The 20,022-nt window shown below is 61.7% G+C and carries 16 protein-coding genes and 1 pseudogene; 8 read left to right on the top strand and 9 right to left on the bottom strand.

Annotated elements, in window-relative coordinates:
- Positions 1 to 58 precede the first annotated feature (58 nt).
- Positions 59 to 1,447, top strand: a complete 1,389-nt coding sequence (locus E3Z29_RS19865; protein WP_134786708.1) for an MFS transporter — start codon at positions 59 to 61, stop codon at positions 1,445 to 1,447.
- Here the strand turns inward: E3Z29_RS19865 and E3Z29_RS19860 are convergent.
- Complete coding sequence (locus tag E3Z29_RS19860; protein ID WP_027611721.1) at positions 1,395 to 2,108, bottom strand: murein L,D-transpeptidase catalytic domain family protein; 714 nt, start codon at positions 2,106 to 2,108, stop codon at positions 1,395 to 1,397. The genes E3Z29_RS19865 and E3Z29_RS19860 overlap by 53 nt on opposite strands.
- Positions 2,109 to 2,258: 150 nt before the next feature.
- Here E3Z29_RS19860 and E3Z29_RS19855 point away from each other — a divergent pair, with 150 nt between their 5' ends.
- The 3 genes from E3Z29_RS19855 to E3Z29_RS19840 all read left to right on the top strand — a co-directional run bounded on the left by E3Z29_RS19855 (position 2,259) and on the right by E3Z29_RS19840 (position 6,867).
- On the top strand, positions 2,259 to 3,875 hold the full coding sequence (locus E3Z29_RS19855) for a murein L,D-transpeptidase (protein ID WP_134786707.1): 1,617 nt from the start codon (positions 2,259 to 2,261) through the stop codon (positions 3,873 to 3,875).
- Between the two features lie 380 nt (positions 3,876 to 4,255).
- Positions 4,256 to 5,164: a glutaminase B gene (gene glsB / locus E3Z29_RS19845; RefSeq protein WP_003226050.1), complete on the top strand. Its 909-nt coding sequence runs from the start codon at positions 4,256 to 4,258 to the stop codon at positions 5,162 to 5,164.
- Between the two features lie 200 nt (positions 5,165 to 5,364).
- Complete coding sequence (locus tag E3Z29_RS19840) at positions 5,365 to 6,867, top strand: aldehyde dehydrogenase family protein (RefSeq protein WP_134786706.1); 1,503 nt, start codon at positions 5,365 to 5,367, stop codon at positions 6,865 to 6,867.
- 155 nt (positions 6,868 to 7,022) lie between these two features.
- Here the strand turns inward: E3Z29_RS19840 and E3Z29_RS19835 are convergent, their stop codons facing one another.
- The 3 genes from E3Z29_RS19835 to cynS form a co-directional block, all read right to left on the bottom strand.
- Complete coding sequence (locus tag E3Z29_RS19835; protein ID WP_134786705.1) at positions 7,023 to 7,682, bottom strand: carbonic anhydrase; 660 nt, start codon at positions 7,680 to 7,682, stop codon at positions 7,023 to 7,025.
- Positions 7,683 to 7,694: 12 nt separating this feature from the next.
- A complete protein-coding gene (locus E3Z29_RS19830) occupies positions 7,695 to 7,931 on the bottom strand; it encodes a DUF2790 domain-containing protein (protein ID WP_097090279.1) in 237 nt (78 codons plus the stop codon).
- An 82-nt stretch (positions 7,932 to 8,013) separates the two neighbouring features.
- A complete protein-coding gene (cynS, locus tag E3Z29_RS19825) occupies positions 8,014 to 8,481 on the bottom strand; it encodes a cyanase (protein WP_097090280.1) in 468 nt (155 codons plus the stop codon).
- A 119-nt stretch (positions 8,482 to 8,600) separates the two neighbouring features.
- Between cynS and cynR the strand changes: the two genes are divergently transcribed.
- Positions 8,601 to 9,479: a transcriptional regulator CynR gene (gene cynR / locus E3Z29_RS19820; protein ID WP_098964429.1), complete on the top strand. Its 879-nt coding sequence runs from the start codon at positions 8,601 to 8,603 to the stop codon at positions 9,477 to 9,479.
- A gap of 185 nt (positions 9,480 to 9,664) precedes the next feature.
- On the opposite strand, the gene E3Z29_RS19815 is transcribed toward cynR, so the two are convergent.
- The 3 genes from E3Z29_RS19815 to E3Z29_RS19805 form a co-directional block, all read right to left on the bottom strand.
- Positions 9,665 to 9,994: a hypothetical protein gene (locus E3Z29_RS19815; RefSeq protein WP_007966852.1), complete on the bottom strand. Its 330-nt coding sequence runs from the start codon at positions 9,992 to 9,994 to the stop codon at positions 9,665 to 9,667.
- A 511-nt stretch (positions 9,995 to 10,505) separates the two neighbouring features.
- Positions 10,506 to 11,009, bottom strand: coding sequence for a GNAT family N-acetyltransferase (locus tag E3Z29_RS19810; protein ID WP_134786704.1), 504 nt, complete (start codon positions 11,007 to 11,009; stop codon positions 10,506 to 10,508).
- A gap of 208 nt (positions 11,010 to 11,217) precedes the next feature.
- Positions 11,218 to 13,149 (bottom strand): DNA topoisomerase III, encoded by a 1,932-nt coding sequence (locus tag E3Z29_RS19805; RefSeq protein ID WP_134786703.1) that lies wholly within the window; start codon positions 13,147 to 13,149, stop codon positions 11,218 to 11,220.
- Positions 13,150 to 13,427: 278 nt separating this feature from the next.
- On the opposite strand from E3Z29_RS19805, the gene E3Z29_RS19800 reads away from it, so the two are divergent.
- On the top strand, positions 13,428 to 14,834 hold the full coding sequence (locus E3Z29_RS19800) for a serralysin family metalloprotease (protein WP_134786702.1): 1,407 nt from the start codon (positions 13,428 to 13,430) through the stop codon (positions 14,832 to 14,834).
- Positions 14,835 to 15,021: 187 nt separating this feature from the next.
- Positions 15,022 to 15,390 carry a DUF427 domain-containing protein gene (locus E3Z29_RS19795; RefSeq protein WP_098964421.1) on the top strand — a complete coding sequence of 123 codons (369 nt, stop codon included), beginning with the start codon at positions 15,022 to 15,024 and terminating at the stop codon, positions 15,388 to 15,390.
- Between the two features lie 149 nt (positions 15,391 to 15,539).
- On the opposite strand, the pseudogene E3Z29_RS19790 reads toward E3Z29_RS19795, so the two are convergent.
- Together E3Z29_RS19790 and E3Z29_RS19785 are read right to left on the bottom strand one after the other, a co-directional pair.
- A pseudogene (locus E3Z29_RS19790) lies at positions 15,540 to 17,163 on the bottom strand (MFS transporter).
- A gap of 125 nt (positions 17,164 to 17,288) precedes the next feature.
- Positions 17,289 to 18,956 (bottom strand): GMC family oxidoreductase, encoded by a 1,668-nt coding sequence (locus E3Z29_RS19785; protein ID WP_134786701.1) that lies wholly within the window; start codon positions 18,954 to 18,956, stop codon positions 17,289 to 17,291.
- A gap of 133 nt (positions 18,957 to 19,089) precedes the next feature.
- On the opposite strand from E3Z29_RS19785, the gene E3Z29_RS19780 reads away from it, so the two are divergent.
- Positions 19,090 to 19,974, top strand: coding sequence for a LysR family transcriptional regulator (locus E3Z29_RS19780; RefSeq protein ID WP_134786700.1), 885 nt, complete (start codon positions 19,090 to 19,092; stop codon positions 19,972 to 19,974).
- Positions 19,975 to 20,022 lie beyond the last annotated feature (48 nt).

Here is a 20,022-nt window from a genome sequence, read left to right as displayed (position 1 = left end):
CGCCTTGCCTTGTCGAGACGCAGGCTATGCCGTCTGACCTTTGCACCAGGAGCGCCCGATGCCCGGATCCCCCTTGCCCCCTCAAGCCCGCTGGGCGCTGACCAGTCTGGCGCTGTCGATGTTGATGCCGTCGCTGGACACCAGCATCGCCAATGCCGGATTACCGACCTTGGCTGCAGCGTTCGATGCGACGTTTCAACAGGTGCAGTGGATCGTGCTGGCGTACCTGCTGGCGGTCACCACGTTGATTGTCAGTGTCGGGCGCCTGGGCGATGTGTTCGGGCGGCGACGCCTGCTGCTGATCGGCATCGGCATTTTTACCAGTGCTTCGCTGTGCTGTGCGCTGGCGCCGGGGCTGGGCTGGTTGATCGGCGCGCGGGCCGTGCAGGGCCTTGGCGCGGCGATCATGTTCGCCTTGACGGTGGCGCTGGTGGCGGATGCGGTGCCCAAGGCGCGAGCGGGCAGCGCGATGGGTTTGCTGGCAACCATGTCGGCCACCGGCACCAGCCTCGGGCCATCGCTGGGTGGTCTGCTGATCGCGCATGTCGGCTGGTCGTCGATCTTTGTCCTCAACGTGCCGTTGGGCCTGCTCAACGCGTGGCTGGTTTATCGATATCTGCCGGCGGATCGCCCGGCCAAATCGGCAGTCGCGTTTGATTACCTCGGCACCGTGGTGCTGGTATTGACGCTGGCCGCCTACGCGCTGGCGATGACGCTCAATGGCTACACGCTGATGTTGCTGCTGGTCAGCCTGTGCGGAGCAGGGGTGTTTGTTGCGGTCGAGATGAACGCCAGGGCGCCGCTGATTCGTTTGTCATTGTTCGCCGATGCGCGACTGAGCAGCAGCCTGGCGCTGACGTTGCTGGTGACTACGGTGATGATGACCACGCTGGTGGTCGGGCCGTTTTACCTGAGCCGGGGCCTGGGACTGGGCAGCAGCGTGGTCGGCCTGGCATTGTCGGTCGGGCCGCTGCTGGCGGCGTGCGGCGGGGTGCCGGCAGGGCGTCTGGTGGATCGCTTCGGTGCGCGGCGGGTGGTGCCGGGGGCGTTGTTCGGGTTGGCCGGTGGTTGCAGTTTGTTGGCGTTGTTGCCGATGAGTCTCGGTCTGCCGGCGTATCTGCTGCCGATGGCGGTCATTGCCAGCAGTTACGCGTTGTTCCAGGCGGCGAACAATACCGGGTTGATGGCGACGGTCAGTCAGGATCAGCGCGGTGTGGTGTCGGCCCTGCTCGGGCTGTCACGCAATCTCGGACTGATCACCGGCGCGGCGGTCATGGGTGCGGTGTTTGCCTTCGCTACGGGCGACCCGACGCAAGCCCCGGCCGAGGTCATCGGCAGTGGCTTGCACAGCACGTTCGGGGTTGCGGCGGCGCTGATGGTCGTCGCCCTGATCGTCAGCTGGCGTGGGTACTCAAGATGCTCGCCACTTGCTGCGGCTGGCAGTTGAGGTACGGCGAGGACTTCAGCCAGCGCTGGTCCGGGTACCAGGAGAACATGAACTGGCCGTCCTTGAGTTTATCGATCACCTGCTTCGCCACTTGCGGGCGCACCGCCGGGCAACCCTGGCTGCGACCGATACGGCCCTGACGCTTGCTCCACAACGGATTCACGTAGTCGGCGGCGTGGATCACGATGGCGCGGTCGCGGGCCAGGTCATTGAAGCCCGGTTCCAGACCGTCCATGCGCAGCGAATAACCGTGGGTCCCCTCGTAACTTTCCTGGGTGCGGAACAGACCGAGGCTGGATTGGTAACTGCCTTCGCGGTTGGAGAACTGGGTAGCGAAATTTTCCCCGGAATTTGAACCGTGGGCGACCAGATCGCGCAGCACCAGTTTCTTTCTGTTCAGATCGAAGATCCACAGCCGGCGGGCGGTGGAGGGCTGCGAATAATCGATGATCGCCAGGTGGCGTGAGGGCCTCGCGCCATTGTTCACTGCGCATTGCATGGCGCTCAAGGCACCTTTCAGCGCTTGGGGATTGAGTTCCGGCGCGGCGTGGGCGAGGCTGGTGAAGAGAACCGGCGATGGTTTGCCGGCGGCGAAAGCTGGGCTGCTCACGACGACGAGGGTCGCGGTGGTCAGCAGAAGTCGGCGCAAATACGTCAACATTTATAAGGTGTCCTCACTTGCTACTTATTTGGCACTTTGGCTCCTGACTCCCAGTCATACCCGACAGACCCCTGTTTCGAGCCTGACTGTTCAGCGCACCTGATGTAAGGTTGACCGTCATTCAGACGGCCACGGATTGGAGTAAAGCAGTTGTTCAAAAAGTACGCATGCTACTTGAGCATTTGTTTGCTCGCTGCGCCGTTTGTCGCTTGCGCCGATGAGCCGCTGCCACCGTTGCAGACCCTGCCGACGCCGCCGGCGGAAATGCCGCTCGAGCCACAAAGTCCGCTGCAAGCGGTGCTGATCGGTTTACCCCAGGCGTGCCCGGCGATTGCCGCGCACCTGAGTGGCGCGGCGCTGACGCAACTGCAAGCGTTCTATCAGCAGCAGGACTGGCTGCCGGTGTGGGCCAGCGAGTCCGGGCGATTGCCGGCCTTGCGCGCGCAGTTGCAGCTGTTGGCCGATGATGGCCTCAATCCCAAGCGCTACCCGGTGGCGGCCAATCCGCCGCAGGACGGCGAGTTGTGCGCCGATATCGACATCAGCCGCTCTTATCTGCAAGCCCTGCAGGATCTGCATTACGGTCGTCTGCTGCAATCGCATTTCGAGCCGCTGTGGCATTCCGATGACACCCCGCGTGATCGTCAGGCGGAACTGCTGGCGATCGCCGTGCCCGGTCTGCACGACATCAAGACCGCGTTCGATCTGGCGCGTCCGCGTCTGGCGCAATACCAAAGCCTGCGCCACCTCTACGCCAGCCAGCGGCTGCAAGCCTTGCCGCACTGGCAGTCGGTGGGCAACGGCCCGTTGCTGCGCCCGGCGATGGAAGACAAACGCGTGCCGGAACTGGCCCAACGCCTGTTCAACGAAGGCTATCTGACTCACGCCATCGGTACGCCCGGCAATGCCTATGAGGGCGTGCTTGTGGAAGCGGTGAAGAGCTTCCAGGCCAACCATTCGTTGCAGGCCGACGGGGTAGTCGGGCCGGGGACGATTGCCGAGCTCAACATCAGCCCGCTGACGCGCCGCGAACAATTGCGCGTCAACCTTGAACGTTTCCGCTGGCTGGCCCAGGACATGGAGCCCGACGGTTTGCTGGTCAACGTCGCTGCCGCCGAGTTGACCCTATATCAGGCCGGCGTGCCGGTCTGGCAGACCCGTACCCAGGTCGGTCGCGCCGAACGGCAGACCCCGTTGCTGAAATCCCGGGTCACGCGCCTGACGCTGAACCCGACCTGGACCGTGCCGCCGACCATCTGGAAAGAAGACAAGCTGCCGGCGATCCGCAAGGATCAGACCTTCCTCAGCCGGCAGAATCTGCAGGTGCTCGACGCCCATGGCCAGCCGTTGGCCGCAGCGGATATCGACTGGGACAACCCCGGCAACATCATGCTGCGCCAGGAGGCCGGGCCGCGTAATCCCCTGGGGCAACTGGTGATCCGCTTCCCCAACCCGTTCGCGGTGTACCTGCACGATACGCCGAGCAAGGCCCTGTTCGACAAAGGCCCGCGCGCGTTCAGCTCCGGCTGTGTGCGGGTCGAGCACCCGATGCAACTGCGCGACCTGTTGCTGACCCCGGCGGAACGTACGCGCACCGACACTTTGCTCGCCACCGGCAGCACCCACGAATTCCGTCTGTCGGCACCGGTGCCGATCCTGATGACCTACTGGACGGCGCAGGTCGGCAAGGATGGGCAGGTGCGTTATGCGCCGGATATCTACAGCCGCGACAGTGCGCTGCTCGCCGGTCTCGACGGCGCACACTGAGTTCCGGATTTGCAGCAGCCCCCCCTGTGGGAGCGGGCTTGCTCGCGAAAGCGTCAGTTCAGTCAACATCAATGCTGACTGTACCGGCCCCTTCGTGAGCAAGCTCACTCCCACACTTGATCGTGGCCAGCCCTGAATCCTTCATCAACCACAGCCCCAGTGGGAGCGGGCTTGCTCGCGAAAGCGTCAGGTCAGCCAACATCAATGCTGACTGTGCCGACCCCTTCGTGAGCAAGCCCACTCCCACCCTTGATCGTGGCCAGCCCTGAATCTTTCATCTACCACAGTCCCCTGTGATAGCCAGTGTGATTCGTGGCAGTTGCGCAGCGTCTAGCCCCAGTGTCCCCGCAATCCCATGGGGCGAGACTTCGGAACCCGGCATGCAAGCGCTGTTGAACGAGATTCTTGACGCTGTCCGGCCCTTGATCGGGCAGGGCAAAGTGGCTGATTACATTCCCGCCCTCGGCACCGTGCCGGCCAATCAGCTGGGCATCGCCGTGTATGGCAACGACGGCGAAATGTATTGCGCCGGTGATGCCGAGACGCCGTTCTCGGTGCAGAGTATTTCCAAGGTGTTCAGCCTGGTGCAGGCGATCGAGCATTCCGGCGAGGCGATCTGGGAGCGCCTGGGGCACGAGCCGTCCGGCCAGCCGTTCAACTCGCTGGTGCAACTGGAGTTCGAACGCGGGCGCCCGCGCAATCCGTTCATCAACGCCGGGGCGCTGGTGATCTGCGACATCAACCAGTCGCGTTTCGCCGCGCCAGCCCTGTCGATGCGCGACTTCGTGCGGCGCCTGTCGGGCAATCCACAGGTGATCGTCGACGGCAAGGTCGCCGAGTCCGAATACCAGCATCGCGCCCGCAACGCGGCCATGGCGTACCTGATGCAATCGTTCGGCAACTTCCACAACGACGTCGAAGCGGTGCTGCGCAGCTACTTCAGCCACTGCGCGCTGCGCATGAACTGCATCGATCTGGCCCGGGCGTTCTGCTTCCTCGCCAACGACGGTTTCTGCAAACACAGCGGCGAACAGATCCTCACTCGGCGCCAGACCCAGCAGGTCAACTCGATCATGGCCACCAGCGGTCTGTACGACGAGGCCGGCAACTTCGCCTATCGCGTCGGCCTGCCGGGCAAGAGCGGGGTAGGCGGCGGGATCGTCGCTGTGGTGCCCGGGCAGTTCACGGTGTGCGTGTGGTCGCCGGAACTCAACGCTGCCGGTAACTCGCTGGCGGGGATGGCGGCGCTGGAGATGCTCAGTTCGCGGATTGGCTGGTCGGTGTTCTGAGCCAATCTTTTAAACACCACGAAACCTGTGGGAGCGGGCTTGCTCGCGAAGAGGCCAGCACATTCAATATCCATGTTGATGGTGCCGACGCCTTCGCGAGCAAGCCCGCTCCCACAGGTTCGGTGGTGTTTGTAGAAGGTGTGTTTCAGCGCAGAATCCGCTACATTTTCCGGCCGCCCCTCATATGGTGAATCCGCTTCATGTCTCTTGCGCTTGAACGTCTAGTCGCTGGCACGCCGATCCCTTTCGCTGGTAACCGCGTGACCGTGGTCAGCCCCGAACTGGCGGCGCGGTTTCAGCCCGGTGACCATCTGCTGGTCGAGCAGGTGAGTGGCGAGCTATTGCTGATTCCGGTGGTCGATCAACAAGCGGCTGCGGTGGCAATCGAGCGTGCGCAAACGGCGTTCAGCGCGCTTTCGGCGGTGTCCGACGAAGCCATCAGCCACTTCTTCGATCTGTTCGCGCAACGCCTGGAAACCGCGGAGTGCTGGAACCTGATCGAAGCCGCCAACCTGGCCGACATCGAACGCGCCAAGGCCCGTGGCCGCTCGACCACCCGACTGCTCGCCGACGAACGCATGCGCCGCGACATGATCGCCGGTCTGCGCGCCTGGCGGGATGCGCCGGCCACGCGCGGCAAGGTCATCAGCAGCGTCGAACACGACGGCTGGAAGGTCGAGCAAGTGGTGTCGCCGCTGGGCATCGTGGCGTTCGTGTTTGAAGGGCGGCCGAACGTGTTCGCCGATGCCGCCGGCGTTCTGCGCACCGGTAACACCGCGGTATTGCGCATCGGCAGCGATGCATTGGGCACCGCGCAAGCGATCGTCACTCACGCGCTGAACCCGGCGCTGGCCGATGCCGGTCTGCCGGCGGGCGCGGTGTCGCTGGTGGAAAGCGTCAATCACGCCGCCGGCTGGGCGATGTTCGCCGACCGGCGTTTGTCGCTGGCGGTGGCCCGGGGTTCGGGCCGCGCGGTCAGCCAGTTGGGCATCATCGCCCAGCAGGCGGGCACGGCGGTCAGCCTGCACGGCACTGGTGGCGCGTGGCTGATTGCCGATCGTGACGCCGACGCCACGCGCTTCGCCGCCGTGGTGCGTAATTCGCTGGATCGCAAAGTCTGCAACACGCTGAACGTCTGCCTGATTGAACGTGATCGTGCCGTCGAGCTGATCCCGCTGTTCCTCAATGCGCTGCAGCAGGCCGGCAGCGCACGCGGTCAGGGCTGCAAATTGCACATCGTCACAGGCAGCGAAAGTTACCTGCCGGCTGAGTGGCAGAACGCGACGGTCGAGGTCTATCGCGCCGAGGGTTATCAGACCGAAGCTCTGGCCGAAGCGTTGGCGGAATCAGAGCTGGGCCGCGAGTGGGAGTGGGAAGAAACCCCGGAAGTCAGCCTGATGATTGTCGACGAACTGGATCAGGCGATCGCGCTGTTCAACCGCTACAGCCCGCAGTTCACGGTGTCGCTGATCAGCGAGGATGCTGCTGCGCAAGAGCGTTTTTACAACGCGGTGAACGCGCCGTTTGTGGGTAACGGGATTACCCGTTGGGTCGATGGCCAGTACGCGCTGAACAAGCCGGAACTAGGGCTTTCGAACTGGGAGAGCGGGCGCCTGTTTGCGCGCAGTGCGATTCTTTCGGGGGATGGGGTGTTTACGGTTCGTAGCCGTATGACCCAGATCGACCTCAGCGTAAAGCGCTGAAAACGCCTTATCCCGATTGATGCACACCGGTCCTGTGGCGAGGGGATTTATCCCCGATGGGGCGCGAAGCGGCCCCAAGAGATCGGGCCTGCTGCGCAGTCCATCGGGGATAAATCCCCTCGCCACAAGTTCCTCTTCACCTCAGCGGATTTGTATCAGGCGGCTGCGCTGGCGTTTGCCTGAATGGCACAAGTCGCCGGCTGCTCAGCCAGCGGCACAAACGTGCGGCGATCCGCCGCCAGCGCATCGATCGAGCCGGTCTCGATGTCATACACCCAGCCATGCAGGTTCAGCAGGCCTTTCTCCTGGGCCAGGCGCACGCTCGGGTGGGTCTGAATATTCGCCAGTTGCGCGATCACATTTTCCCGCACCATCGAACTCAATTTCGCCGCGTCACTGGCATGCGGCCGCGCCTCGTTCACCACTTTCGCCGACTCGGCATGTTGCAACCAGCCGCTGACGGCGGGCAGATGATCCATGCATTTGCACTGGGCAATCGCGGTCATCGCGCCGCAATCGGAGTGGCCGCAGATCACGATGTCCGTCACCCCAAGCACCGCCACCGCGTATTCCACCGTCGCCGACACCCCGCCCGGATGCGGGCTGTAGGACGGCACGATATTGCCTGCGTTACGGATCACGAACAGCTCGCCGGGTTCTTGCTGGGTCAGCAGTTCCGGCACCACGCGGCTGTCGGAACAGGTGATGAACAAGGTGCCCGGGGTTTGAGTGGTCGCCAAGTGCTTGAACAGCTCGGTGCGTTGCGGAAACGCCTCGTTCTGGAACTTCAGGAAGCCTTCGATCAGGTTTTTCATGGTGTTGTCCTCTCAGTTCGAACAGCCGGTGCCGAATTCGCTGTATTGAAGAATGTGTTTTGCGCCGTGGCTGTCGAGGTAGGTCATCTCGACCGGTACAACGCCGCAGACGTCGGCGACCGGGGTGATGTTCACGATTTCAGCAATATCCAGAGTCATGCCGTAGCGGTAGGCAATCGCCTCTTCATCAGCCTGGGCCTGGGCGGCAAGGCCGGCGAGCAGGGTCAGGGTCAACAGAATTTTGTGCATGGGGCAGCCTCCAGGCAGATGTGGTGACGACTTGGCAATTGAGGTTTGGATGGGCCCGCACGCGGGGTGCGGGCCGGGTGGATCAGAACGGACGCAGCGGCAGGAACTTGCCGTCGAGAGTGACCACGGCGCGGGAGCCGCCTTCCGGGTCTTCGACTTTCTTGATGTCGAGCTTGAAGTTGATGGCGCTGATGATGCCGTCGCCGAACTGCTCGTGAACCAGGGCTTTGAGGGTGGTGCCGTAGATCTGGATCATCTCGTGGAAGCGGTAGATGGTCGGGTCGGTCGGCACGCCGCTGAGGCTGCCGCGCAGCGGGATGATCTGTAGGGCGGCAACGGCGTCGGCGTCCAGTTCGAGTTTGTCGCCAACCACTTGCGCGGCGTCTTGTGGCAGCGGGTGCTGGCCGAGTAGGGCAGCAGTGACGTAGGCCAGGCTCAGGCCGGTGCCATCGGCAAGATCCTGCCATGACAAATTCTTGCGGGCCTTGATGTCGAGAATGCGCGTGGTCAGGGCCAGGCTGGCATCGTTATAGGCGTGGGACTGTTGCATGGTGTCACTCCTTTCAAGGTTGGCTTGCTGTGTGGGAGCAATCTTCTGCCGATTGATCCATAGCGTCCAAGACCGATATACAATGCTTTGCATAAGCTCTACCTATAGATGGTGATCCCATGTTGTTGCGACATTTGCGATATCTGCTGGCCGTGGCCGATCACGGTGGCTTCACCCGGGCGGCGGAGGCGTTGCATGTGTCACAGCCGACCTTGTCGCAACAGATCCGCCAACTGGAAGAAAGCCTCGGGGTGAACCTGTTCGACCGCACCTCGCGCACCGTTAAACCCACCGATGCCGGTGAGGCTTACATTGAGTGTGCGCGGCGCGTGCTGGTGGAGTTGGAGGCGGGCAAGCGGGCGTTGCATGACGTTAAGGATCTGTCGCGGGGGCGCTTGCGGCTGGCCATGACGCCGACGTTCATGGCCTATTTGGTGGGGCCGTTGGTTCGCGATTTTGCGGCGCGCTATCCGGGTATCCATCTGCAGATTTTCGAGCTGTCGATGGACGACATCGAGGCGGGGCTGGCGGACGATTCGCTGGACATCGCGATTGCCTTTACCCCGGTGCGCCACCCGGACATTGAGTGTATTCCGGCGTTTACTGAAACCCTGGGGATCATGGTCGGGCGCGAGCATCCGCTGTACGACAGCAGTGCGGTGCTGACATCGCGTGATCTTGCGCAACTTGATTTCGCCTTGCTGGCGCCAGATTTCATCACCCGGTTATCGATCGATGAGTATTTCCGTCAGCAGGGGATCACGCCGCAGGTGCGGATCGAGGTGAACTCGGTAAGTACGTTGCTGGAGGTGGTGCGGCATTCGCCGATGGCGACGATGTTGCCCGAAGCGATTGCCAGCGAAGACCGGGCGTTGCGTCGCTTGAGCGTCGAGAACGAAGCGCCGCAGCGTGGGGCGGCGTTGTTGCGGCGGCAGAATAATTACCACAGTGCGGCGGCGCTGGCGTTTGTGAATCTGGTCCTGCAAACGAAAATCTGACCAACAACACAGCCCCCCTGTGGGAGCGGGCTTGCTCGCGAATGCGGTGTCTCAGTTGAGGTGATGATGACTGACCCGGCCCATTCGCGAGCAAGCCCGCTCCCACAGGATTGTGTGTGAATTGCGGATATAAAAAGGGCCTGCTTCTGTTGGAAGCAGGCCCTTTTATTTATTGAAGTTGTAAATCAGTAGAACCGGTCAATCACCCGAACTTCATTCTTGTTCTGCATCGAATCCCACGCCTGCTTCAGCGTCTGCAGCACATTGCCGATGAAGTCCTTGTCGGCCGCAGCTTTCTTGCCGACATAACCGTGGCCGCGGCGGTACATCTTCAGGCGGGCCAGCAGGTTCTGGTTGCTGCGGTCGAATTCTTCTTCACCAGCGTGGGGTGACAGGCAGTCGATATGCACCTGACCCGACTTGCTGATCCAGAGAATGTGGCTGTCGTGGCTGTCTTTTTGCGCAGCGAACATACGAGCCAGTTCTTCGATAGTAGGTTGATTGTTCAGATTCATGATGTTTGCCCCTTGACCAGTCTGGTGATCTTTCAAAGTTGATTCGCTAATACAGGTAGCCCATCGGTTAGTTGATCCCTGGCACCGAAACCAGGACGTCAGCGGTCGCCCGTGTGAAGTACGGGGTCATGCGTCTGTTGCATGTAGTCGTGTTGAATAACTGCTACGCAATAGCGTCACAACGAGGAGAAGCAGCGAAAATCGGGAGGCTCCTTGACGACGTTTTCAGGGTCGACCACAAGCGTCTTGAGAATTTTCGCCAGCGCTTCTCGTCCTTGTACTGGACGTTCAGGCCAGGTCAGCTTCTTCAATCTGCCTTGTGGGCAGCGTGTATCCGGAAAAAACAACTCGGCGGTCAGACGAGCTTGCTCAAGCGTGTTACCGATGTTCCCGATCGGGGAACGTCTTCATCATGCAAAAGCAAAACGGTGCCGTCAACGGTTTTGTAGTGATTATTTTTGTTCACTACATATTGTCGGACAAAGCTGTTTTGGAATGAGAAAAGATCCGTTCAGGCAACGGATGCGGGGGCGCGCAGGACGTAGAAGGTGCAGGGGTAACCGTCCACGGCGCGCTGTTGGCGGGTGAATGCGCCGCCAGTCAATTCGGGGATCAACCTGGCCCAGAAGCGCTGCGCAGGCAGGTTGGCGTCGATGTGGAAAATCTGCCATTGACCGGGCAGACGGCTCAAGAGGGCAGAGACGACAAACTGCGCGACGCCTTGGCCACGATAGCGTCGGGAGAGGAAAAAGTAGCCGATGTTGTGTTCGGCGCCGTCGATGTGGGTTTCGTCATCCACGGTCACGAAGCCGGCCAGTTCACCGTCGACGCAGATCAGGAACGGTTGGGTAGCTGGATTGCGCCAGTAGTCGTCTTTCGGCTGAATGCTGAAGAAGCCATGTTCGCCGAGCTTCAGTGGTAGCCATTGGCTGAAGTCGTACATGTAGAACTGCATGAGGTTTTCGATGGTTTGCAGTTCGTCGCGGTGGGCGGGGTGCAGTTCGATAGTGGGCATTGGGGGGAATTCCTGAAGATTGCGACTTCAGTATTGTCGACTCATACCTTGTGATGAGGGGATTTATCCCCGATGGATTGCGCAGCAGTCCTCTTGTTTAAGTAAAAGCTGGGGCCGCTTCGCAGCCCATCGGGGATAAATCCCCTCACCACAGAGTCCCTCACCACAGAGTCCCTCACCACAGAGTCCCCCACCACAGGACTGATCATTACTTCGCTGTGCGTTTGGCTGCGCTGGCAGTTTTGCTTCGGGTCGATTTACGCTTTTTCTTCCACGGCGCCGCAGCCTTGCCGGCCGGTGGCGGGCCGCTGATGGTCAGGCTCAGCGCCGAACAGCGGCTGACCTGCTTGCTCATCCACGCCGCCTGTTTGGTGACGAACTCCTCCAGGCTCATTTCGCCACTCTGCACCATGTCCAGCGCCTGTTCCCAGATGGCGGTGGTGCCGGGATCGGCAATCGCCCGGGGCACGGCGTCGATCAGGCTGAAGGCCGCCGGCGTCGCGGCCAGCGCCTTGCCGTTCTTCACCAGATAACCGCGATCCAGCAGGCCCTGAATGATTGAGGCGCGTGTCGCTTCGGTGCCGATGCCGGTGGTGTCCTTGAGTTTCTGTTTGAGCAACGGATCTTCCACCAGTTTGGCGACGTTCTTCATCGCCTTGATCAGGTCGCCCTCGGTGTAGGGCTTCGGCGGCTGGGTCCACAGATCCTTGAGGTTCACGCCGGCCACGGCGCAATCGATACCCTGGCTCAGCGCCGGCAGGGTTTGCGGGCCTGGCGCTTCACGGCCCTTGGCCGGGGCGAGGGCTTCGGGCAAGGCGCGCTTCCAGCCCGGTTCGATGATCTGCTTGCCGACGGCACGCAACGCTTCCCCGGCGCAATCGAAGTCGGCCTGGGTGCGATCGTATTCATGGTTGGGCAGAAATTGCGCCAGATAACGCGCACGAATCAGGGTATAGACCGCCCGGTGTTTGCCGCTCAGGCGTTCGAGATTTTTCGCCGCGGCGGTGGGGATGATGCCGTGGTGGGCGCTGACCTTGGCGTCGTTCCACGCCCGCGAGCGGCGCTGCGGGTCGAGGTGACCGTTCAACGCGTCAAGGCTAGGGTCGGCCTGACGCAATGCGGCGAGTATCCCCGGTGCCTCGCTGTGCTGGCTCAGCGGCAGAAAGCCGCAATCGCTGCGCGGGTAGGTGATGACCTTGTAGGTTTCGTAAAGGGCCTGGGCGATGTCGAGAGTTTCCTGGGCGCCGAGACCGAGTTTCTTCGAGCAGACCTCCTGCAGGGTGCCCAGATCGAATGGCAGCGGTGCCACTTCACGCATGCGTTCGGTGCGCAGTTTGACCACTCGCGCACTGGCGGCGCTGTTCAGAGCGGCGGCTGCCTGCTGGGCCAGTGCCTGATTCAGGCAGCGATCCTGATCGTCGCAAACGTCGGAGGGCGCACGCCATTGCGCGGTGAACGGCGTGCCATCGTGCAACAGTTGCACATCGATCGCCCAATACGGCACCGGCACGAAATCGGCGATGCTGCGGTCGCGATCCACCACCAGCCGCAGTGTCGGCGTCTGCACCCGGCCGACCGGCAGCACACCCTGATAGCCGGACTGCCGGCCCAATAGCGTAAACAGGCGACTCATGTTCATGCCGATCAGCCAGTCGGCCCGCGAGCGCCCCAGCGCCGAGTGGTACAGGCTGAAGGTTTCCGCCCCCGGCTTCAGCGCGGCCAAAGCCTTGCGAATCGACGCTTCATCCAGCGCCGACAGCCACAGGCGACGGATCGGCCCGCGATAGCGGCAGTGCTCGACCAGTTCCCGGGCGATCATTTCGCCCTCACGGTCGGCGTCGGTGGCGATGATCAGTTCGCTGGCCTCGCCGAGCAGGCGCTTGACCGCTTTGTACTGGCTGGCGGTGCGCGGCTTGACGGTCATTTTCCATTTGTCGGGAATGATCGGCAGATCCGCCAGCACCCAGCGCTTGTAGCGGGCGTCGTAGGCATCCGGCGGCGCGGTTTCCAGCAGGTGGCCGATGCACCAGGTCACTGTGACGTCCGTTCCCAGCCAGCAGCCGTCGCCCCGACGCTTTGCGCCGAGCACGGCCGCAATGTCTTTGGCCTGGGAAGGTTTTTCACAGAGGTACAGCCGCATAACCACCGTCGTCGTTCAGTTCCTGGAGGTGCACAGAATGGCCGCAGTTGGCGCCCGGAGCAACTTTTATCTGTATGGATATACAGATCAAAACATTGCCGGAGATGACCGGTATTACCGGGACGTCGCGAGCGGCTATCGAGAAATCGATTGGCAGGGCAGTTGACGCCCGTGTCAGGTTCACCGGGCTTTTCAGAAACGCGAGTGAGCGGACGATCTCGCTAGTGGATCGCCGTGCTCGACGCGTACTGCCAACTCTGAAACAAGGAAGTCCCACCATGGCTCAAGCCAAAGCAAAATCCAGCAGCGCCTATGACGAAGTGAACGCCTTCAGCCACCTGTACGACCGCGGGGTCGGCCTGGTCAACGGCAAACCGTCGTTCACCGCCGATCAGGCAGCCGACGAAATCCTGCGCAAAAACCTGTCGTGGCACGACAAGAACGGTGACGGCAAAATCTCCCTGACCTACACCTTCCTTACCGAGAAACCGGCAAACTACAACCCGAACCTAGGCAACTTCAGCCAGTTCAGCGCTCAGCAAAAGGCTCAAGCCATACTGGCCATGCAATCCTGGGCCGACGTGGCCAAGGTCACGTTCACTGAGGGCAAGGGCGGCGACGGCCACATGACCTTCGGCAACTACGACGTCAGCACCGGCGGCGCAGCGTTCGCCTACCTGCCGAGCGGCGGCAGCTATGACGGTCAGTCGTGGTACCTGATCAACAATCAATATCAGGTCAACAAGACTCCGGACACCAACAACTACGGGCGTCAGACCCTGACCCACGAAATCGGCCACACCCTTGGCCTGTCGCACCCGGGCGCCTACAACGCCGGCAACGGCAGCCCGACCTACAACGACGCCAAGTACGCCGAAGACACCCGTGGCTACAGCCTGATGAGCTACTGGAGTGAAGCCAACACCGACCAGAACTTCAGCAAGGACGGCAGCGGCGCCTACGCCTCCGCGCCGTTGCTCGACGATATCGTGGCGGTGCAGAAACTCTACGGTGCCAACTATGAAACTCGTGCCGATAACACCTGGTATGGCTTCAACTCTAATACCGGACGCGATTACTACACCGCGACTTCGGCCTCTTCGAAAGTGGTGTTTTCGGTATGGGACGGTGGCGGTGACGACTGGCTGGATTTCTCCGGCTTCACCCAGAACCAGAAGATCAACCTCAATGAGGGTTCGTTCTCTGACGTTGGCGGGCTGGTCGGCAACGTATCGATTGCCTATGGCGTGACCGTGGAGAATGCGGTTGGCGGTTCGGGCAATGACCTGCTGATCGGCAACTCGGCCGTCAACCATCTGTTCGGCGGAGCCGGCAACGACATCCTTTACGGCGGTGGCGGCGCGGATGTGCTGTGGGGCGGCGAGGGCGCAGACACCTTCGTCTTCGGCGCGGCCAGCGACTCGACCAACAACCAGCCGGACTGGATCATGGATTTCAAGAGCGGCGTGGACAAGATCGACCTCTCGGGCATCGCCGCGTTTGCCACGGGGGCGGCGTCACTGAACTTCGTTAGCAGTTTCACCGGCCACGCGGGCGATGCGATCCTGACTTACTACGCGCAGAACGGTCAGACCGGGCTGCTGGTCGATCTGACCGGGCAGGGGCAGGTTGACTTTGCCGTGGGTGTGGTGGGGCAGGCGGTGGCGACTGATATCGTGGTTTGATGTGAAATGACAGGGCCAACCTGACGCTTGTGGCGAGGGAGCTTGCTCCCGCTCGGCGGCGAAGCCGTCGCAAAACCTGAAATCGCGTTATACCTGATGCAGCGCGATTTCCGGATTTGGGTCTGCTATGCAGCCCAGCGGGAGCAAGCTCCCTCGCCACAGTTCATTTGTCCCTGGAGAAACCCCAATGAGCACCACCGGCCTCAATCCCGTCATCACCCTCGAAGAACTCCCCGGTTGCCTGCTGGTGAAGTTCCACGGCATCCAGGTCGCGGCGTCCTCGCATGTGCTGGTGCTCCATGAGGCCAACTACCCGCCGGTGTACTACGTGCCCCGCGAGGACATCGACGAGAAATACTTCGCCCGCACCGACCACACCAGTTACTGCCCGTACAAGGGCGATGCCAATTACTTCAGCCTGCAAGTGCCGGGGCATGAGGGGGCGAATGCGGTGTGGACGTACGAGAAACCGAAGATCTCGGTCGATGCGATCAAGAACTATGTGGCGTTTTATCCGGATCAGGTGAAGTTTGAGGTGATCAAGGCTGACGCTTAGTTACTGGAGGAAGAGATTTAATTGTGGCGAGGGGATTCATCCCCGATGGACTACGTAGTAGTCCCCTTTTTCACGGGGGGCGCTACGCACCCCATCGGGGATAAATCCCCTCGCCACAGGTTTTTTTACCAAAGGATCATGTTTCAGATTCAGTTCTTATCGAGATCGATATTCTTCGTCTCCCGCAGACAAATCATCCCCACCACCAGGCTCACCCCGGTAATCAGCACCGGGTACCACAGCCCATAGAAAATATCCCCGGTGTACACCACCAGCGCGAACGACACCGTTGGCAGGAAACCGCCGAACCAGCCGTTGCCGATGTGATACGGCAGGGACATCGAGGTGTAGCGGATGCGGGTCGGGAACAGTTCGACCATCAGCGCCGCGAGCGGGCCGTAGCACATGGCCGAGATGATGATCAGTGCGACGATCAGCGCCACGATCATCGGTTTGTTGATCTGTTGCAGGTCGGCCTGTTGCGGGTAGCCGGCGAGGGTCACCGCGCCGCGCAGGGCCGATTCGTCGTAGCCGTCGATTTTCACGTCGCCGACGCTCACCTGCACGCCGCTGCCCGCCGGGGCGGCGACGCTGGAGTAGGGCAGGCCCTGCTTGACCAGGAAGGTCTTGACCTTGTCGCACGGGCTGTCGAATTTGGCCTTGCCCACCGGGTCGAACTGGAAGGTGCAGGTGGCCGGATCGGCCAGCACGGTGATCGGCGCCTGACGGCTGGCCTGATCGATAGCCGGGTTGGCGTAATGCGCCAGGGATTTGAAGATCGGGAAGTACAGCGCAGTGGCCAGCAGCAGCCCGAGCATCAGCACTGGTTTGCGTCCAACCTTGTCCGACAGCCAGCCGAAAATGATGAAGAACGGCGCACCGATCACCACACTGATGATCAGCAGGCTGTTGGCCACCGCCGGGTCCATTTTCAGGAACTGGGTGAGGAAGAACAGCACGTAGAACTGCGCAGCGTAAAAGGTCACCGCTTGCCCGGCGTTGATGCTGAACAGCGCGATCAGCACGACCTTGAGGTTCTCCCATTTGCCGAAGGATTCGCGGATCGGCGCTTTCGAGGCTTTGCCTTCCTCTTTCATTTTCAGGTACGCCGGCGACTCGTGCAGGCTCAGGCGGATCCAGGTGGAAATGCCTAGCAGCACGATCGACAGCAGGAACGGAATACGCCAACCCCAGACTTCAAACTGATCGCCAGTGAAGTAGCGGCAACCGAGCACCACCAGCAGCGACAGCAGCAGGCCGAGGGTTGCAGTGGATTGAATCCAGCTGGTGTGGAAGCCGCGTTTGCCGATCGGCGCGTGTTCCGCCACATAGGTCGCGGCGCCGCCGTATTCACCGCCCAGGGCCAGACCCTGAAGCATGCGCAGCACCACCAGAATGATCGGCGCGGCAATGCCGATGCTGGCGTAGGTCGGCAGCAGGCCGACGCAGAACGTGGCGATCCCCATCAGAATGATGGTCGCGAGGAAGGTGTATTTGCGCCCGATCATGTCCCCCAACCGACCGAACACCAGCGCCCCGAACGGCCGCACGATAAACCCGGCGGCAAAGGCCATCAGCGCGAAGATGAACGCCGTGGTGTCGTTGACCCCGGCGAAAAACTGCTTGCTGATCACCGCCGCGAGGGCGCCGTAGAGGGAAGAAGTCATACCACTCGAACACCGTCCCCAGGGACGAGGCGAAGATGACTTTCTGCGTGGCGTTGCTGGTGCTGGCGCCGCTCGCGGCGTCCAGCGGCTGAGCGTGTTCTGACATATCGGTATCCCTCACAGTGATTGTTTTTGTTGTTCCACTGGTGTTGCGTGTCCGGGTGTTGCGCGATGCCTTGAATGCTGTTGATTCCTGTGGGAGGGGGCTTGCTCCCGAAGGGGCTGTGTCAGTCAAATCATGGGTGAATGACACTCCGCTTTCGCGAGCAAGCCCGCTCCCACATTGGGGCTGTGAACAGGTCCTGAAAGGATCATCTGCGCCGCCTTCTCGGCAATCATCAGCGTAGGCGAACAGGTGTTGCCCGAGGTGATGCGCGGCATGATCGACGCGTCGGCGATGCGCAGGCCGGGCACGCCATGCACGCGCAATTGCGCATCGACCACCGCTTCCGCGTCATTGCCCATGCGACAGGTGCCGACCGGATGGAAAATCGTCGTGCCGATGCGCGCGGCCGCTTCGTGCAATTGCTCCTGGCTTTGCAGGTTGTCGCCGGGCAAATATTCCACCGGTTTGAACGCTTGCAGGGCCGGGGCGCTGACGATGCGTCGGGTCAGGCGGATCGCGTCGGCGGCCACGCGCAGGTCTTCAGGATGGCTGAGGTAGTTCGGTTGAATCAGCGGTGCTTCCTGCGGATCCACCGAACGGATGTCGATGCGGCCACGGCTCTGCGGACGCAGATCACACACCGACGCGGTGAACGCCGGGAAGCTGTGCAGCGGCTCGCCAAAACGCTCCAGCGACAGCGGCTGCACGTGGTATTCAAGGTTGGCGGAAGTCTGCTCCGGCCCGGATCGGGCAAACGCCCCGAGCTGGCTTGGCGCCATCGACAGCGGCCCGCTGCGGTCATACAGATAGCGCAGGCCCATGCCCATCTTGCCCCAGACGCTGCCGGCGATCTGATTCAGGGTGCGGGCGTTCTGCAGTTTGTAGATCAGGCGCAGTTGCAGGTGATCCTGCAGATTGCCGCCGACCCCCGGCAGCTCATGAATCACCCCGATGCCGAGGCGTTCCAGTAACGGACGCGGGCCGATCCCGGAGCGTTGCAGAATGCTCGGCGAACCCACGGCGCCAGCGCAGAGGACGATTTCCTTGCGCGCCTTGAAGCTTTTCACCTGGCCTTCGTGACGCGCGCTGACTTTTGAAGCACGGCCGTTTTCCAGCAGCACCCGATCCACTTCAACCCCGGTCAGCACCGTCAGATTGGTCCGCTCGCGAACAGGTTTGAGAAAAGCCTTGGCCGCGTTCCAGCGCACTCCTGATTTCTGGTTGACCTGAAAGTAGCCGCAACCCTCGTTGTCGCCCTGGTTGAAGTCGTCGATGCTGGCGATGCCGCTCTGTTCGGCGGCACTGCGAAACGCGTCGAGAATCGGCCATGACAGCCGCTGTTGCTCGACCCGCCATTCACCCTTGGCACCATGAAATTCAGCGGCGCCGGCAAAATGGTTTTCGCTCTGTTTGAACAGCGGCAGCACGTCGTTCCATGCCCAGCCCGGATTGCCCTCGGCGGCCCAGCCGTCATAGTCGCCAGCCTGGCCGCGCATGTAGATCATGCCGTTGATCGAGGAGCAGCCGCCGAGCACTTTGCCGCGTGGGTAGCTCAAGCTGCGACCTTGCAGGCCGGGTTGCGCTTCGGTCTTGAAGCACCAGTCGGTGCGCGGGTTGCCGATGCAGAACAGGTAACCCACGGGGATGTGAATCCATGCGTAGTTGTCGCGTCCGCCGGCTTCGAGCAGCAACACCCGCTGCTGTTTATCCGCCGACAGTCGATTGGCCAGCAAGCACCCGGCAGGGCCGGCGCCGACCACGATGTAGTCGTATTCTTCAAGGGAAGTCTGCATTCCCTGACCTCGCTTTTTGTTTTTATTGTCGGACACTCTAGTTGTTAGCTTTCGTTAAAAGAATGTTAGTTTTTGCGCAGCCGCTGTGCGTTTTCAAACAGCCTGGATTGACGATAGCTGACAAGGACACCCCATGTTCGACTGGAACGACCTGCGGTTCTTTCTGGAGTTGCAACGCAGCGGCCGCCTGCTCACCGCTGCCCGGCGCTTGAACACTACTCACGCCACCGTGGCCCGACACATCGAGGCCATCGAAAAAAGTCTCGGCACCGCGCTGTTCGTCCAGCACGCCCAAGGCTATGAAATGACCCCGGCGGGGGAGGCGCTGCTCAAGCACGCCGAAGCCATGGAGAACGTCGCGCTGCTGGCCCAGGAAGAAATCACCCAGTCAACCGCGCCGCTGGGCAAGATCCGCGTCGGCGTCACCGAAGGGCTGGGCATCAAGTTTCTCGCCAGCCGGATGATCGGCCTGTTCGAACGTTATCCCGGGCTGGAAGTGGAACTGGTCGCCGTGCCGCGCTTTGTCAGCATCCTCAACCGCGAGGCGGAAATCAGCATTCATCTGGAGCGCCCGGCGGCCGACATGCTGGTCACGCGCAAGCTCACCGACTATCGGTTGGCGCTCTATGCCAGCCAACGCTACCTCGACAACGCACCGCCGTTGCGCAGCCGCGAAGACCTCGGGCGGCATGCGTGGATCGGTTATGTCGATGATCTGCTGTTCAGTCAGGAACTGATGTTCCTCAACAGCTTCTGCCGCAGTCCGCGCGTGGTGTTCCATAGCACCAGCGTCATCGCCCAGCAGGAAGCGGCGCGCTCGGGATTGGGCATTGCCGTGCTGCCTTGCTACATGGCCGCGTCGGACCCGGATCTGGTGGCGTTGTTGCCGGATGACAGCATCGAGCGCAGTTACTGGATCAGTACCCGGCGCGAGCTGCACAAGTCGGTGCGGCTGCGGGTGGTCTGGGATTATGTCGTCGGCCTTTGCGAGGCGGAGCAGGAGCTGTTGCGCGGCTAGTCCTGCCCCGCACAAATCCCCCTGTGGGAGCGGGCTTGCTCGCGAAAG

Source organism: Pseudomonas sp. S150, from assembly GCF_004526365.1.
Taxonomy (GTDB): Bacteria; Pseudomonadota; Gammaproteobacteria; order Pseudomonadales; family Pseudomonadaceae; genus Aquipseudomonas; species Aquipseudomonas putida_A.
This window is presented reverse-complemented; position numbering and strand designations above follow the sequence as displayed.

Excerpts from the sequence above, each read along its gene's own strand:
- E3Z29_RS19865 (WP_134786708.1), top strand. The coding sequence starts at position 59 with ATGCCCGGATCCCCCTTGCCCCCTCAAGCCCGCTGGGCGCTGACCAGT.
- E3Z29_RS19860 (WP_027611721.1), bottom strand. The coding sequence starts at position 2,108 with ATGTTGACGTATTTGCGCCGACTTCTGCTGACCACCGCGACCCTCGTC.
- glsB (WP_003226050.1), top strand. The coding sequence starts at position 4,256 with ATGCAAGCGCTGTTGAACGAGATTCTTGACGCTGTCCGGCCCTTGATC.
- E3Z29_RS19840 (WP_134786706.1), top strand. The coding sequence starts at position 5,365 with ATGTCTCTTGCGCTTGAACGTCTAGTCGCTGGCACGCCGATCCCTTTC.
- E3Z29_RS19835 (WP_134786705.1), bottom strand. The coding sequence starts at position 7,682 with ATGAAAAACCTGATCGAAGGCTTCCTGAAGTTCCAGAACGAGGCGTTT.
- E3Z29_RS19830 (WP_097090279.1), bottom strand. The coding sequence starts at position 7,931 with ATGCACAAAATTCTGTTGACCCTGACCCTGCTCGCCGGCCTTGCCGCC.
- cynS (WP_097090280.1), bottom strand. The coding sequence starts at position 8,481 with ATGCAACAGTCCCACGCCTATAACGATGCCAGCCTGGCCCTGACCACG.
- cynR (WP_098964429.1), top strand. The coding sequence starts at position 8,601 with ATGTTGTTGCGACATTTGCGATATCTGCTGGCCGTGGCCGATCACGGT.
- E3Z29_RS19815 (WP_007966852.1), bottom strand. The coding sequence starts at position 9,994 with ATGAATCTGAACAATCAACCTACTATCGAAGAACTGGCTCGTATGTTC.
- E3Z29_RS19810 (WP_134786704.1), bottom strand. The coding sequence starts at position 11,009 with ATGCCCACTATCGAACTGCACCCCGCCCACCGCGACGAACTGCAAACC.
- E3Z29_RS19805 (WP_134786703.1), bottom strand. The coding sequence starts at position 13,149 with ATGCGGCTGTACCTCTGTGAAAAACCTTCCCAGGCCAAAGACATTGCG.
- E3Z29_RS19800 (WP_134786702.1), top strand. The coding sequence starts at position 13,428 with ATGGCTCAAGCCAAAGCAAAATCCAGCAGCGCCTATGACGAAGTGAAC.
- E3Z29_RS19795 (WP_098964421.1), top strand. The coding sequence starts at position 15,022 with ATGAGCACCACCGGCCTCAATCCCGTCATCACCCTCGAAGAACTCCCC.
- E3Z29_RS19785 (WP_134786701.1), bottom strand. The coding sequence starts at position 18,956 with ATGCAGACTTCCCTTGAAGAATACGACTACATCGTGGTCGGCGCCGGC.
- E3Z29_RS19780 (WP_134786700.1), top strand. The coding sequence starts at position 19,090 with ATGTTCGACTGGAACGACCTGCGGTTCTTTCTGGAGTTGCAACGCAGC.